The organism is Bhargavaea cecembensis, from assembly GCF_000826125.2.
GTDB lineage: Bacteria > Bacillota > Bacilli > Bacillales_A > Planococcaceae > Bhargavaea > Bhargavaea cecembensis_B.
Map to the genome: position 1 here is coordinate 469,996 of NZ_LN651372.1, position 14,938 is coordinate 484,933.

Here is a 14,938-nt window from a genome sequence, read left to right on the forward strand (position 1 = left end):
CCAGGACCGCCATGAGGATGCGGAAACTGTCCGGCGTGCGCGGATCATCCAGCCACTCGGCGGCATACAGGAATTCCAGCATGAGCGGAAGGTAGTCGGACAGCTCCTCATCCGGCATCTCCAGGCCGTACATTTCGTAGAGCACCTTCAGCTTGGCGAGCATCTGCCCCCGTTCGCGGGCATCTTCGAATTTGAACCAGGTCATGTAAAGCGCGCAGTCCTTCTGGAAGTCGAACGTCGCCGTGTACATCTCCTGGATCTCATCAAGACCGAAAGCCTCCATCCGGTTGCCGTATTCGAGGGCAAGGCGCCGGGCGGGGTGATCCCCGCCGAACGCCTCCTCGATGAGTTCCCGGCTGAAGTTCCGCCGTTCGGGCCAGATCAGCTGATCTGCGAAGAAGCCGAATGACTCCTTGTACGTATACAGCTTCCGATTATCAATCACGCCAGATTCCCCCATAGAAGTTCTCTTCATAGATTTCCTTGCCGGTCTTCATTTCCGTCGCGGCCGGGCTTGCCGGTCCGCAGCCGTCGCAGCCCGCTCCGCCCGTGCCCATCTGGCCGGTGCCCATCGTGCCGCTTCCGAAGCCCGCGGAACCCTGCATATCGTAGCCGCTCTCCCGGCTTTCCTTGTGTGAAGTCGGGATGACGAAGCGGTCTTCGTACTTGGCGATGGCGAGGAGCCGGTACATCCGTTCCGTCTGTTCCGCCGTCAGCCCGACCCGCTCAAGACGGGATTCGTCGAACTCCTTGCCGGAGGAAAGGGCGCGCATGTACTGGCGCATCATCGCCATCCGCTGCAGCGATTCCTTCACCGTCTCGGTGTCGCCCGCCGTCAGCATGTTCGCGAGGTACTGGATCGGCGTGCGCATCTCCTCGATCGCCGGGAAGATCATGTCCGGGTTCTTGATGGAATCCTTGCCCTCGAAGTAGTTCATGATCGGGGACAGCGGCGGCACATACCAGACCATCGGCAGCGTGCGGTATTCCGGATGGAGCGGAAACGCCAGCTGGTGCTCGATCGCGAGCTGGTAAACAGGCGAGTTCTGGGCCGCTTCGATCCAGTCTTCCGTGATGCCGTCGCGGCGGGCCTGCTCGATCACTTCCGGATCAAACGGATCCATGAACAGATCGCACTGCGCCCGGTACAGGTCCTTCTCGTCCGGCGTCGAGGCGGCTTCTAGCACGCGGTCGGCGTCGTAGAGGAGGACGCCGAGATAGCGGATCCGGCCGGTGCACGTTTCGGAGCACACGGTCGGGAGCCCTTCCTCGATCCGCGGGAAGCAGAACGTGCACTTCTCCGCCTTGTTCGTCTGCCAGTTGAAGTAGACCTTCTTGTACGGGCAGCCGGTCGTGCAGTACCGCCAGCTGCGGCAGGCTTCCTGGTCGACGAGCACGATGCCGTCCTCGTCCCGCTTGTAGATGGCGCCTGCCGGGCATGACGCGACGCAGCTCGGGTTGAGACAGTGCTCGCAGAGGCGCGGCAGGTAGATCATGAACGACTTCTCGAAGTTGAACTTGATCTCTTCCTCGATTTTCTGGATGTTCGGATCCAGCGGCCCGGTGACGGTCCCGCCGGCGAGGTCGTCCTCCCAGTTCGGTCCCCATTCGAGGTCCATCTTCTCGCCTGTCACGGCCGAATAAGCGCGTGCGACCGGCGAATGATCCCCTTCTTCGGCGGTCGTAAGGTGTTCGTAGTTGTACGTCCACGGCTCATAGAAGTCCTGCATTTCCGGCATGTCCGGGTTGTAGAAAATCTTTCCGAGCGCGATCTTCGACAGCCGGTTCCCGGATTTGAGCTCCAGGTTCCCTTTGCGGAGCTGCCAGCCCCCTTTATACAGTTCCTGGTCTTCCCAGCGCTTCGGATAGCCGATCCCCGGCCTTGTCTCCACGTTGTTGAACCACATGTACTCCGCTCCTTTGCGGTTCGTCCAAGCGGTCTTGCACGTGACGCTGCACGTATGGCAGCCGATGCACTTGTCCAGGTTCATGACCATTGCAATCTGAGCTTTAATCTTCAAGCCAGTTGACCTCCCTCTTCTTGCGGATCATCGCATATTCATCCCTCTGGTTGCCGATCGGTCCGTAGTAGTTGAATCCGTAGCTGAGCTGGGCGTAGCCCCCCACCATCTGGGTCGGCTTCATGTGGATCCTCGTCGGGGCGTTGTGGCTGCCGCCGCGGGTATCGGTGATTTCCGAACCCGGCGTCTGGATATGCCGGTCCTGGGCGTGGTAGGCGAACATCGTCCCTCTCGGAATGCGGTGGGATGTGACCGCGCGAGCCGCCAGGACCCCGTTCCGGTTGTACACTTCGAGCCAGTCGTTGTCCCCGATGCCGTGCGCGTCCGCGTCTTCGTTGTTCAGCCAGACGACCGGCCCTCCGCGGAACAGCGTCAGCATATGCTGGTTGTCCTGGTACATCGAGTGGAAGCTCCATTTGCCGTGCGGCGTGAGGTAGCGCAGGACGAGCGAGTCCTTGCCGCCCTTCACTTCCTTGTCCCCCGCCCCGAACACCATCGGAGGCAGTGTCGGCTTGAACACCGGCAGCGCCTCGCCGTACTGCAGGAAGATCTCGTGGTCGATATAGAAATGCTGGCGGCCGGTGAGCGTCCGGAACGGCACGAGCCGCTCGATGTTCGTCGTGAACGGCGAGTAGCGGCGGCCGGACTTGTTCGAACCGCTGAAGACCGGCGTCGGGATGACTTCCCGCGGCTGTGCGGTGATGCTCTGGAACGTGATGCGCTCCGCCGCCCGGTCCGCCGAGATGTCGGCAAGCTCGACGCCCGACATCTTTTCTGCTTCCTTATAGGCTTTCTGGGAAACGCCGCCGTTCGTGGCGGACGACAGGTGGAGCACCGCATTGGCCGCCTGACGGGCATTTTCGATCTTCGGCAGGCCGCTCTTGATCGACTCGTCGACGAACACGCCGTTGATGCGCTTCAGCTCTTCGTATTCCTCCGCGACGGAGAAGCTGACGCCGTGCGCCCCGGTCTTCCCGACCGACATGTTCGGTCCGAGCGTGATGTACTTGTCATGGATCTTCGTATAGTCGCGCTCTACGATGCTCAGGTTCGGCATCGTCTTGCCGACGACCGCTTCCGTCTCGCCCTTCGCCCAGTCCTTCACGAGGCCGTACGGCTGGGATATCTCGCTCGCCGAGTCATGGGCAAGCGGAGAGCTGACGAGGTCCTTGTAGATGCCGGGCAGATGCGTCTTCGCCATTTCAGAGAACACGGCGGAAAGCTGGCGGAACGCATCCCAGTCCGTCCGGGACTCCCACAGCGGGTTCACCGCCGGGTTGAACGGGTGGACGAACGGGTGCATGTCGGTCGAGGACAGGTCCGTCTTTTCGTACCAGGTGGCTGCGGGCAGGACGATGTCGGACGTGAGCGGCGTCGTCGTCATCCGGAAGTCGATCGATACGAGCAGATCCAGCTTCCCTTCGACATCTTCGCGCCAGACGATCTCTTCCGGCTTCTCTTCCTCGTTCGGCCGCGCGAACATCGCGTCCTGCGCCCCGAGCAGATGCTTCATGAAATACTCCTGGCCCTTCGCCGAACTTGAAATCAGGTTCGAGCGCCAGACGAACAGCGTCCTCGGGAAGTTTTCAGGAGCATCCGGATCCTCGATCGAGAACTTCGTCTTCCGCGAGCGGATCTCGTCCGCCGCGTGCTCGACGATCTCTTCGTTCGTCGTCTTGCCTTCGCGGGCGGCCTCTTCTGCGAACAGGAGGCTGTTTTTGTCAAACTGCGGATAAGACGGCAGCCAGCCGAGACGCGCGGCGAGGACGTTGTAGTCGGCCGGGTGCTGGTAGTCGAGCTTGCCGGCGAGCGGGGACTTCAGCGAATCCGTCCCGCTTTCCTCGTAGCGCCACTGGTCGGTCGCAAAGTAGAAGAACGATGTCCCGTTCTGCAGGCGGGCAGGCCCCTGCCAGTCCTTTGCGAAGGCGATCGACGACCAGCCTTCGATCGGGCGGCACTTCTCCTGGCCGACGTAATGCGCCCATCCGCCTCCGTTCACGCCCTGGGAAGCCGTCAGGAGCACCAGGTTCAGGATCGCGCGGTAGATCGTGTCCGAGTTGAACCAGTGATTGATGCCGGCGCCCATGATGATCATCGACCGGCCGCCCGTGTCGAGCGAGTTCTGGGCGAATTCGCGTGCGATCTGGGTCACGACGGATGCCTTCACCCCCGTGATCCTCTCCTGCCAGGCCGGCGTGTAGTGGGAATCCGCGTCGTCGTAGCCCTGCGCATTGAGCGGGCTCTCCCGCCGCGCGACTCCGTACTGGCTCATCATGAGGTCGAAGACGGTCGCGGCGTAGCGCTCCGTCCCGTCGGCGAGCCGGATCTTGCGCGCCGGGATGACGCGCCGGAACGTGCCGTCGCCGGAGTCGTCGAAATACGGGAAGACGATCTCTTTCCATTCCTCGCCGTGGCCTTCGACGGACAGCGCCGGCTCGATCTTCGAGCCGTCCTCGTTCTCGAGGATCAGGTTCCACTTGCCGTCCTGCTCCCAGCGCTGGCCGACCGTCCCGTTCGGCACGATGTTCCTGCCGGACGCCTCGTCAAAGATGACCGGCTTCCATTCGGCCTTGTCCGTGTCCTGCCCGAGATCGCTCGCGCGGAGGAACCGGCCGCCCTTGAGGGCATCTTCGTGCGGGTCGAGCAGGATGAGGAACGGCATGTCGGTGTACTGCTTGGCGTAGTCGATGAACATCGATTCCCGGCGCTGGTGGTAGAACTCGTCCAGGATGACGTGGGTCATCGCCTGGGCGAGCGCGGCGTCCGTGCCCGGGTTCGGATCGAGCCAGTTGTCCGCGAACTTGACATTCGCAGCAAGGTCCGGCGCCACCGAGACGACCTTCGTCCCCTTGTAGCGGACTTCCGTCATGAAGTGGGCATCCGGCGTCCGGGTGAGCGGCACGTTCGATCCCCACATCATGAGGTATCCGGCATTGTACCAGTCGGACGACTCCGGCACGTCCGTCTGCTCGCCCCAGATCTGCGGCGAGGACGGCGGCAGGTCGGCGTACCAGTCGTAGAAGCTGAGCATCTGCCCGCCGAGCAGGGAGATGAACCGGGCGCCCGATGCGTAGCTGAGCATCGACATGGCCGGGATCGGGGTGAATCCGGCGATCCGGTCCGGGCCGTATTTGCGGATCGTGTAGATCAGCTGCGCGGAGATGAGCCGGAGCGTGTCTTCCCAGCTGACACGGACGAATCCGCCCTTGCCGCGGGCCCGCTTGTAGGCTTTCGACTTGTCCGGGTCTTCGACGATGCTTGCCCATGCATTGATCGGGTGGCCGTTGTGCTCCTCCAATGCCTGCCGCCAGAGACGCCAGAGCCGGCCGCGCATGTACGGGTATTTCACGCGGAGCGGGCTGTATTCATACCACGAGAACGTGGCGCCCCGCGGGCATCCGCGCGGCTCGAATTCCGGCATGTCCGGCCCGCAGGACGGATAGTCGATCTGCTGGTTCTCCCACGTGATGATGCCGTTCTTGACGAATACTTTCCAGCTGCAAGAGCCGGTGCAGTTAACGCCGTGCGTTGTCCGGACGACTTTGTCATGCGACCAGCGCTGGCGGTACATGTTCTCCCAGTCCCGGCTTTTCGCCTCCAGGATCGACCAGTTTCCCGAGTAGCTCTCGACCGGCTTGAAAAAGTTCAGGCCATATCTTTTTTTCTTCATCACTCGACACTCCTTTTCCATTGGCGGACAGCTCACGAATAGACTCTTCCCCTATTCTGAATACTTTCATTATGAATCTTCCGGTTTCGCCCTCCCATTAGGGAAAGGCCTATTGGGGGAGGGGAATTCCCTCGTTTGGGTGATTGATAGAGCGGGACGGGGATGTTCTGCCTGCCGGCCGGAGGAAAATAAAAAAGCCTCTCGTTTTCAGAGAGAGGCTTCGGGATGGTGGGGGAGTTCCTGCATGGCGCCGCGGTCGATGCGGACGATCCGGCCGGCGGTGCGTCGGGCTTCGTCCATGCTGTGGGTGACGAGGAGGACGGGGATGTTCCATTCGGAATGGATCCGCAGCAGTTCTTCGCGGCAGCGCAGCCGGGTGGCGTCGTCGAGCGCGGAGAACGGTTCGTCGAGAAGCAGGAGTTCCGGCTTCATGGCGAGCGCCCGGGCGAGCGCCGTGCGTTGTTTCTCGCCTCCGGATATTTCCCTCGGGTATTTGCCGAGGAGGCCGCGGATGCCGAGCAGTTCCGTCAATCCGCGGACGTGGGGAGGCTCGGGCCGGCCCGGCAGTCCGAACAGGATATTCTCCTGCACCGTCATGTGCGGAAACAGCGCGTAGTCCTGGAACAGGTAGCCGACGCGCCGCTCCCGGATTTTCATCGGACGCCCGTCTCCGAAGAACGTCCGGCCGCCGAGCCGGATGGTTCCCCGGTCCGGATCAACGATTCCGGCGAGCGCGTTCAGAAACGTCGTTTTACCCGAGCCGGACGGGCCGACGATGGCGACGATCTCGCTGCCCATCTTGAAATCGGCCTGCAGTTCAAAGTCCGGTAGTTTTTTGGCAAATGTCGCTTCGAGCATGTCCGTCATTCCCTTCCGCGGATTCTGGCGGTCTTGCGCCGGCGTCCGTTGAGCCACGTGATGGCGGCGAGGCCGAGGAGCGTGATGAGGATGACCCAGAAGGCCGCTTCGCCGGTGCGTCCCGCCTCATAGGAGAAGTAGATGGCGAGCGGGATGGTCACCGTCTCGCCGGGGATGAAGCCGGCGATCATGAGGGTGGCGCCGAATTCGCCGAGACCCCTCGCGAAGGCGAGCACGAGTCCTGCGAGGATGCCCGGCCAGGCGAGCGGGAATGTGACTTTGCGGAAAATGCGCCATTCCCCGACGCCCATCGTCCGCGCGACGTCTTCCCAGCGCGGGTCGACTTTCTCGAACGCCGCCTGGGCGCTTTGGTACATGAGCGGGAGCGAAACGACGAATGAGGCGATGACGGCACCGGCCCACGTAAAGACGATCCGGATGCCGAACCAGTCCTCGAGCAGGCGGCCGAGCGGTCCGTTGATCCCGAACAGCATAATGAGGCCGAATCCGACGACGGTCGGGGGAAGGACGAGCGGCAGGAGGATGAGCGCTTCGGCGACGCTCTTTCCGGGAAAGTCGCGCCGGTTCATGAACCGGGCGAGCGCCGTGCCGATGAGGAACACGAGCACCGTGGACAGGACCGCAACGCGCAGCGACAGGGCGAGCGGGGACAGGTCGGGCACGGCCATCACGGGCCTTCCGGGACGAGGAAGCCGTTTTCTTCAATCGCCCGCCGGCCGTCTTCGCCCGTCAGGAGTTCGAGGAACGCAGTGGCTGCCGCACGGTGTTCCGTCTCCGCTGCGATCCCGGCCGGGTAGCGGATCGGGGTTTCCCCTTCAGGCAATTCCCCGGCCACTTCGGCTTTTTTCGAAATGAAAGCGTCCGACGCATACAGGATGCCGAACTCTGCATTTCCGCTTTCCACGTAGGTGAGCACTTGCCGGGCGTCTTTTCCATAGATGAGCCTGCCGGCGAGGTCTTCCAGGATGCCGAGTTGATCAAGCGATTCCTTCGTATACCGTCCGACCGGCACGCTGTCCGGCTCACCGACCGCGATCTTCCCTTCGCTTTCCAGGAGGAGCCGTTCGGCGGACAGGTCCCCATCCGCTTCGCCGGCGGTTGCAAGGACGAGTTTGTTCCCGGCGAACACTTCGATGCTTCCGGGGTCGACCAGCCCCGCTTCCGAGGCTTTTTCCATATCGGCTTCGCTCGCGGACAGGAACAGATCAAACGGCGCCCCCTGTTCCATCTGTGCGCGCAGCTTCGTCGAAGATCCGTAGTTGATGACCAGCTTCGTCTCCGGCCGGCTTTCCTTGAATGCGGGTTCCAGCTCGGCCAGGACATCCGCAAGGCTTGCGGCAGTGGAGATCCGAAGCTCTTTCTCGCTTCCTCCGGCGTCCGTCTTTCCGCAGCCGGCGAGCATCAGCATGACAGCCGCCGCCATGATCCATTTCTTCATCCGCCTCCCCCTCCTTCTCTTCTCTGTTTCTTTTCTTCAAACGTAGAACAGCGCGTGCGCCTTGTCAAACCCATTCGGATGCCCTGTCAGGGAATTCCCTGTATTGCCGCCGGGGAACCCCGCGCCGGCGCGCCGGCCCCTATGCCGTGTGCTATACTGAATGAAAAATCTGAAAGGGCGGAGACATATGATCGGACCAGCGCTGAAACAGCTGCACGCGCACCACGCCATCCACCAGGGCGGGCTGAGCGGGGCCATCCAGAAGACGCAGGAAATGGAGTATCTCATCAAGGCAAACGAACCCGAAGTGGCGCGCCAGGCGGCGGACCATCTTGTCGATTATTGGGAGACCCGGGTCATCAGCCACGCGGATGCCGAGGAGGAAGGCTTTTACCAGGAAGTGGCCGAGAACCATCCGGAGCTGAAGGAAGCCGTCATCCAGCTGACGCGCGACCACGACCTGCTCCGGATCATCGTGAAGGACATCCGGACGATGCTCGCGGAAGAAGGACTGACGGACGAGGTCATCCAGCAGTTCCACGCCCTGCTCGTCGTGAATGCGATCCACAGCCGCGATGAGGAACGGATGCTCCTGGACGAGCCGGACCGATGAGCCGCCGGGAGACGATGGCCGCCGTCCGCCGGAATGATCCGTGCCCGTGCGGAAGCGGACTGAAGTTCAAGAAGTGCTGCGGATCGGACGCCGACCGGGCCCGCCTCGAGCAGGAGATGGACCGGGAGATCGGCAGGGCCGTCTCCGGATTCTTCGAAGAGCACCCGACGCCGTCCGAAATGCAGGCCCTGTCGGAGCGGCGGCGGGAATACGGTGCGGAGCTCGAACAGCTCCACGGCGAGGAAGCAGCCGCCATCATCGGGGACCTCTATTTCTTCAGGGATTCGGTGGAGACGTGGAACGCTTATGTACAGAGGAAGGCCGGGCGGGAAAATCGCGAGGCGCTCCGGGACATCATCCGGGGGTTTGAGGATCCGCTGTTCCTCGCCCTCCTCGTCGCCGGCGTTTCGGACGGACAGGCCCGCGTCCATGACCTTGTCTCCGCAGAGAATTACGGGCTTCGGATCGACGGGACGGTCCGTGCATCGGCCGGGGACGTGCTCATCGGGTTCTTTCTCCGGGACGCGCGGGAAGACGGCCGGATCCTGCCGCTCAACAGCCTCGTCCATGCGGAGGGCGCGGACGCCGGCGCGATGCGGAAGCTGAAGGAGCAGGCGGACGGCAGGACGGATTCGCAGGCGTTCTTCGCCGAACATCCGCTTGCCGCATACCGGCTGTTCGGCCAGGGCGAAGGACAGCCCGTCGCGGTGACGGACGACGTGACGGACGCATCCGACCGTCTCGAGCGGTTCATGATCGACCATGACCTGAAGGACGACCGGCTGCTCGAGGCGTTTTTCCACTTCCTCGGCCAGGCCGGGTCTGTCCCGGAAGAAGCGGTGGCCGGCGCGGTCTGGCACGGAATCGGCACCGGCTCATTCGGGCTCGGCTGGACGCTTGCCGGGACGGCGGAGGCGTTCGGAGCGGATCCGGAGAGCGTTTCGGCATTTGCGGAGTCGCTCTCCGCCTTCATCGCCCGGGCGGAAGAACTGGATGAAGACGGACCGGAACCGGTTTACGCGTTCGGCGTCGGGACCGATCCGATCGCCACCGAATTCGAAAACTGGAATCTGTTCATGCACCTGAAAGAAGCGGAAGTTCCTGATGAAAAGGCGCTGCGGCGGCTCATGGAAGCCTATGACGGCCAGCCGTATATGCCGAAATCCGCCGCAGAGGAAGCACAGATCCGCGCCTACGAGGCCTATCTGGCGAAGGAAGCGGACGTGCGGTCCGAAAAGGCCCGTGAAGCCTTGGCGCTTGATCCGACCAATCCGGACGCCCTTCTGCTCGCCGGCGAGGGAACAGAAGATGAAGAAGAGCGGACAGAGCTTTTCCGCAAGGCCGCCGCATCGGGCAAGGAGCTTTTCGAACCCGGCATGGAAGTACCGTGGGGCTACGTGCCGAACCGTTCCTACTTGCGGGCCCGGTTCCGGCTCGCCGTCCATCTCTGGGATCAGAACCGGATGGAGGAGGCGTTCGAAGAGCTGTATGCCCTGCTCCGGCTCAATCCGGGCGACCATCAGGGGGCGCGTTACGTCGCCCTGTCCGCACTTCTTTCCCTCGGCCGGTTTGACGAGGCGGAAAGCCTCATCGCCCACTACGAGGAACCGGAGGCCGACAACGCCCTCTACGCCTGGTTCCGCTGGGCTGCCGAGCGCAGGAAGAGCCTGCTGTCCCCCGGCACGGAAGCGGCCTACCGGATCGCCGAAGACCAGAATCCGTATGTCGTGAAATATATCCGGGACCGGCCGGAAGCCGATCCGTATCCGAAGTCGGCCGCCATCTCACCGAGGTCTCCGGAAGAGGCGCGGCTCATCTGGACATTGATCGGAAAAACTTTATGACAGACAATAACACCCGCTGCCGCATGAAATCGGCAACGGGTGTTTTTTCTGTTCAGGAACCGCCGTTTCCGCCCGACGAAGAGGCGGCCGCTGCGGAGGCAGCCACGCTCGCGGCCATCGCGGCCTGCTGGGCGCGGAGGATCTGTTCGATCGAGGCGGCCATGCCGATGTCGACGGCCCGGTCCGCCCCGGCCGCTTCTTTCAGGACTGCCTGGATGCCGAACGAGAAAGCCATTTCCCGGTACCATCTGAACAGCTTCATGCCGGCGAGGGATCGGGTCACGTCTACAATGCGGTCGACCGCCGGCTGTTCCACGTGGAACGCCGCGAGGAACCCGAGCATCGGGTAATGGAGCGGCTTCAGCTTCATGCCCGCCCTCTTGAACCGGTCGCGGAGTTCCGCCGCTTCCTCGGCACGGCCCTGGATGAACTCCGCATTGCCGTAGGTGAGCGCCTGAGACATCCACTGCAGCTCATTGCCCGCACGGAACCCGAGCGACCGGAGTTCCTTGTAATAGTCGTTCATGACGCCGGCGAGCGCCTCCGGATTTCGGCCTTCCGTTCCGAGCAGAACGGCGAACGCATAGTCGTCGTCGGATGTCAGGAAACGGTGGCGGCGTTTCATCTCGTCATACAGGAGCTTCCCGGCAATCGCCTGCCTGCGGGCCTCGGCCTCGTCATCCGGAATCAGAATCGCCGCCAGATAAGAATGGATCGTATTCCGGAACCCGAGCCCCCGGAGCATGTCCTGCTTGTCGAAAAGGTCCCGGACGACGGTTTCCGGATCGCCTTCCTGCCCGTCAAGCAGCACCGCGATCATCGGGTGGATCTGCCCCCGGACAGGGGAGAACCAGCCGGAATGCCGCTTCAGCATGTCCGATATTTCCATCAGCCGCTGTCCGCCGTACGGGCGGTCACCGAACGCATACACCCCCGCCATCGACAGCAGGATCCGCTTGTCGACCATCCGGCTGAACAGGTTCTGCAGCTTCGGATAGACGTCTTCGAACCGTTCTTCAAGTTCTGCACTTTCCATCCTGACCACCCCCTTCCCTGTTTGTACGGTTCACCGGCTGAAAAGATTCGCCGGAGCTTTCCCGCAGTATATCACGTTCCCGCGTCCGGCTGAACCGAAAGGGCATCCCAGCGCTGCCGGGATGCCCCTGTCTTTTATTTCGCCGGCACGGCGGCGGTTTTCGCCGATCCGATCAGTTCTGAAATGAACGCCCGGTCGCCGCGGTGCAGAGCGTCGACGATGGCGCTGCCGACGATGACGCCGTCCGCGGCTTGTCCGAATTCGCGGACGTGCGCCGGAGAGGAAATACCGAATCCGGCGAGGACCGGCACGCCGGCGATGTCCTTCAGCCGGGAGAGCCGCTCATCCGCCGATGCGCCGAACGAGTCCCGGGCGCCGGTTATGCCGTCGACCGTCACCGCATAGATGAACCCTTCGGCCGCATCGGCGATTTTGCGGAGGCGGTCAGCCGGCGCGGACAGCGGGGCGAGCCGGATGAGTGCCACATCGACCATCCGGAGGGTATCTTCAAGNACGAGAAAGCCATTTCCCGGTACCATCTGAACAGCTTCATGCCGGCGAGGGATCGGGTCACGTCTACAATGCGGTCGACCGCCGGCTGTTCCACGTGGAACGCCGCGAGGAACCCGAGCATCGGGTAATGGAGCGGCTTCAGCTTCATGCCCGCCCTCTTGAACCGGTCGCGGAGTTCCGCCGCTTCCTCGGCACGGCCCTGGATGAACTCCGCATTGCCGTAGGTGAGCGCCTGAGACATCCACTGCAGCTCATTGCCCGCACGGAACCCGAGCGACCGGAGTTCCTTGTAATAGTCGTTCATGACGCCGGCGAGCGCCTCCGGATTTCGGCCTTCCGTTCCGAGCAGAACGGCGAACGCATAGTCGTCGTCGGATGTCAGGAAACGGTGGCGGCGTTTCATCTCGTCATACAGGAGCTTCCCGGCAATCGCCTGCCTGCGGGCCTCGGCCTCGTCATCCGGAATCAGAATCGCCGCCAGATAAGAATGGATCGTATTCCGGAACCCGAGCCCCCGGAGCATGTCCTGCTTGTCGAAAAGGTCCCGGACGACGGTTTCCGGATCGCCTTCCTGCCCGTCAAGCAGCACCGCGATCATCGGGTGGATCTGCCCCCGGACAGGGGAGAACCAGCCGGAATGCCGCTTCAGCATGTCCGATATTTCCATCAGCCGCTGTCCGCCGTACGGGCGGTCACCGAACGCATACACCCCCGCCATCGACAGCAGGATCCGCTTGTCGACCATCCGGCTGAACAGGTTCTGCAGCTTCGGATAGACGTCTTCGAACCGTTCTTCAAGTTCTGCACTTTCCATCCTGACCACCCCCTTCCCTGTTTGTACGGTTCACCGGCTGAAAAGATTCGCCGGAGCTTTCCCGCAGTATATCACGTTCCCGCGTCCGGCTGAACCGAAAGGGCATCCCAGCGCTGCCGGGATGCCCCTGTCTTTTATTTCGCCGGCACGGCGGCGGTTTTCGCCGATCCGATCAGTTCTGAAATGAACGCCCGGTCGCCGCGGTGCAGAGCGTCGACGATGGCGCTGCCGACGATGACGCCGTCCGCGGCTTGTCCGAATTCGCGGACGTGCGCCGGAGAGGAAATACCGAATCCGGCGAGGACCGGCACGCCGGCGATGTCCTTCAGCCGGGAGAGCCGCTCATCCGCCGATGCGCCGAACGAGTCCCGGGCGCCGGTTATGCCGTCGACCGTCACCGCATAGATGAACCCTTCGGCCGCATCGGCGATTTTGCGGAGGCGGTCAGCCGGCGCGGACAGCGGGGCGAGCCGGATGAGTGCCACATCGACCATCCGGAGGGTATCTTCAAGGATTTGGCTTTCTTCAAACGGGACATCCGGCACGATAACGCCTGCGATGCCCGCTTCCCTGCAGTCGTTCGCAAACCCGGCGAGTCCGTGGCTGAGCACCGGGTTGAGATAAGTCATGAGAATAACCGGAATCCGGATGTCCTCGCCGAAACCGCGGACCGTTTCGATGACCTTTCCGAGCGTCGTGCCGGCTTCGAGCGCGCGGATGCCCGCCTGCTGGATGACCGGGCCGTCCGCCGCCGGATCGGAGAACGGGATGCCGAGCTCGACCGCGGTCGCCCCGGCCTCCTGAAGGAACCGGACGTCCTCTTCGAGCCGGCCGAGCCCGCCGTCTCCCGCCATGATGTACGGGACGAAGGCGCATCCGCCGTCTTGTTTGGCCTGTTCGATCGCGTTTGCCAGTCGCTCAACCATCATGGCGGCCGCCTCCTTCCAGTGCTTCCCTGACCGTCACGACGTCTTTGTCGCCTCGTCCCGACAGGCAGATGACGACGATTTCGTCCGGGTCCATCTTCCCGGCGAGCGCGGCCGCAAACGCGACGGCATGCGAGCTCTCGAGCGCCGGCAGAATGCCTTCCTTGCGTGAAAGGAGCTGCAGGGCCGACAGTGCCTCCCCGTCGGTCACCGACCCGTATGCAACCCGGCCGGTGTCGCGAAAGTGGGAGTGCTCGGGTCCCGCGCCCGGGTAGTCGAGTCCGGCCGAGATGGAGTGCGCCTCCAGGATCTGCCCGCCCTCGTCCTGCAGCAAGTACATATAAGCTCCGTGCAGGGCACCCGGACGTCCGCCGGTGAGCGCCGCCGCATGCTTTCCGGTTTCAATGCCGCTCCCCGCCGCCTCGACGCCGTACAGGGCGACTTCGCGGTCGTCGACGAACGGATGGAACATGCCGATCGAGTTGCTGCCGCCGCCGACGCAGGCGACGACCGCATCCGGCAGGCGCCCTTCCGCTTCGAGGATCTGGCGGCGTGTTTCGATGCCGATCACCCGCTGGAAGTCCCGCACGATCTCCGGGAACGGGTGGGGTCCGAGCGCAGATCCGATGATGTAATGGGTGTCGGAGACGTTCGCGACCCAGTGGCGGAGCGCTTCATTGACCGCGTCCTTCAGCGTGCCGGACCCTCCGTCCACCGAAACGACCGAGGCGCCGAGCAGTTCCATGCGGAAGACGTTCAGCTCCTGGCGCCGGATGTCTTCCCGTCCCATGAAGACGATGCAGTCAAGGCCGAGCAGCGCACAGGCCGTCGCGGTCGCAACGCCGTGCTGGCCGGCGCCGGTTTCCGCGATGATTTTCCGCTTGCCCATCCGCTTCGCGAGCAGCGCCTGGCCGAGCGCGTTGTTGATCTTGTGGGCGCCGGTGTGATTCAGGTCTTCGCGCTTCAGGTAGATCTTCGCGCCGCCCGCCGCCTCCGTGAGCCGACCCGCGAAATAAAGCGGCGTCTCGCGTCCGACGTAGTCTTTCAGGATCGATTCGAGTTCTTCAATGAACGCCGGGTCTTCCTTCGCCTCCCGGTAGGCCGTCTCCAGTTCCAGCAGTGCCGGCATGAGCGTCTCGGGGACGAACCGCCCGCCGTATTCGCCGTATCGTCCGTTCCCGTCC

At 63.1% G+C, this 14,938-nt stretch carries 13 protein-coding genes; 2 read left to right on the forward strand and 11 right to left on the reverse strand.

Translation table 11 applies throughout. From position 1 onward, the window contains the following. From narJ to modA, 6 genes are all read right to left on the reverse strand, one after another. The coding region (gene narJ, locus BN1189_RS05255) for a nitrate reductase molybdenum cofactor assembly chaperone (RefSeq protein ID WP_040226234.1) at positions 1-445 on the reverse strand (445 nt) is incomplete at its 3' end. Continuing rightward, the gene (gene narH, locus BN1189_RS05260; RefSeq protein WP_040226237.1) at positions 438-2,021 is read right to left on the reverse strand and encodes a nitrate reductase subunit beta; all 1,584 of its coding nucleotides are present in this window, start codon (positions 2,019-2,021) and stop codon (positions 438-440) included. The genes narJ and narH, both read right to left, overlap by 8 nt. Then, positions 2,011-5,691: a nitrate reductase subunit alpha gene (locus BN1189_RS05265; RefSeq protein WP_040226240.1), complete on the reverse strand. Its 3,681-nt coding sequence runs from the start codon at positions 5,689-5,691 to the stop codon at positions 2,011-2,013. The genes narH and BN1189_RS05265 overlap by 11 nt, the downstream gene beginning before the upstream one ends. Positions 5,692-5,898: 207 nt before the next feature. Next, positions 5,899-6,549 carry an ATP-binding cassette domain-containing protein gene (locus tag BN1189_RS05270; protein ID WP_040226255.1) on the reverse strand — a complete coding sequence of 217 codons (651 nt, stop codon included), beginning with the start codon at positions 6,547-6,549 and terminating at the stop codon, positions 5,899-5,901. A gap of 5 nt (positions 6,550-6,554) precedes the next feature. Then, positions 6,555-7,238, reverse strand: coding sequence for a molybdate ABC transporter permease subunit (modB, locus tag BN1189_RS05275; protein ID WP_040226241.1), 684 nt, complete (start codon positions 7,236-7,238; stop codon positions 6,555-6,557). Then, positions 7,238-8,008, reverse strand: coding sequence for a molybdate ABC transporter substrate-binding protein (gene modA, locus BN1189_RS05280; protein ID WP_040226243.1), 771 nt, complete (start codon positions 8,006-8,008; stop codon positions 7,238-7,240). Before modA ends, modB begins: the two co-directional genes overlap by 1 nt. A 187-nt stretch (positions 8,009-8,195) precedes the next feature. Between modA and BN1189_RS05285 the strand changes: the two genes are divergently transcribed. Both BN1189_RS05285 and BN1189_RS05290 read left to right on the forward strand, forming a co-directional pair. Next, positions 8,196-8,621, forward strand: a complete 426-nt coding sequence (locus tag BN1189_RS05285; protein WP_040226244.1) for a hemerythrin domain-containing protein — start codon at positions 8,196-8,198, stop codon at positions 8,619-8,621. After that, positions 8,618-10,465 (forward strand): SEC-C domain-containing protein, encoded by a 1,848-nt coding sequence (locus BN1189_RS05290; RefSeq protein WP_040226246.1) that lies wholly within the window; start codon positions 8,618-8,620, stop codon positions 10,463-10,465. Before BN1189_RS05285 ends, BN1189_RS05290 begins: the two co-directional genes overlap by 4 nt. Before the next feature lie 52 nt (positions 10,466-10,517). Here the strand turns inward: BN1189_RS05290 and BN1189_RS05295 are convergent, their stop codons facing one another. The 5 genes from BN1189_RS05295 to trpB all read right to left on the reverse strand — a co-directional run. Further along, on the reverse strand, positions 10,518-11,501 hold the full coding sequence (locus tag BN1189_RS05295; protein WP_040226247.1) for a DUF4003 family protein: 984 nt from the start codon (positions 11,499-11,501) through the stop codon (positions 10,518-10,520). A gap of 134 nt (positions 11,502-11,635) precedes the next feature. Then, positions 11,636-11,995 carry a tryptophan synthase subunit alpha gene (locus BN1189_RS05300; RefSeq protein WP_257125378.1) on the reverse strand — a complete coding sequence of 120 codons (360 nt, stop codon included), beginning with the start codon at positions 11,993-11,995 and terminating at the stop codon, positions 11,636-11,638. After that, positions 11,896-12,828 (reverse strand): DUF4003 family protein, encoded by a 933-nt coding sequence (locus BN1189_RS16425; RefSeq protein WP_040226251.1) that lies wholly within the window; start codon positions 12,826-12,828, stop codon positions 11,896-11,898. Before BN1189_RS16425 ends, BN1189_RS05300 begins: the two co-directional genes overlap by 100 nt. Before the next feature lie 134 nt (positions 12,829-12,962). Next, on the reverse strand, positions 12,963-13,757 hold the full coding sequence (gene trpA / locus BN1189_RS05310; RefSeq protein WP_052455656.1) for a tryptophan synthase subunit alpha: 795 nt from the start codon (positions 13,755-13,757) through the stop codon (positions 12,963-12,965). Continuing rightward, positions 13,747-14,938 (reverse strand): tryptophan synthase subunit beta (gene trpB, locus BN1189_RS05315; RefSeq protein ID WP_040226252.1); only part of this gene is annotated, 1,192 nt, incomplete at its 5' end. The genes trpB and trpA, both read right to left, overlap by 11 nt.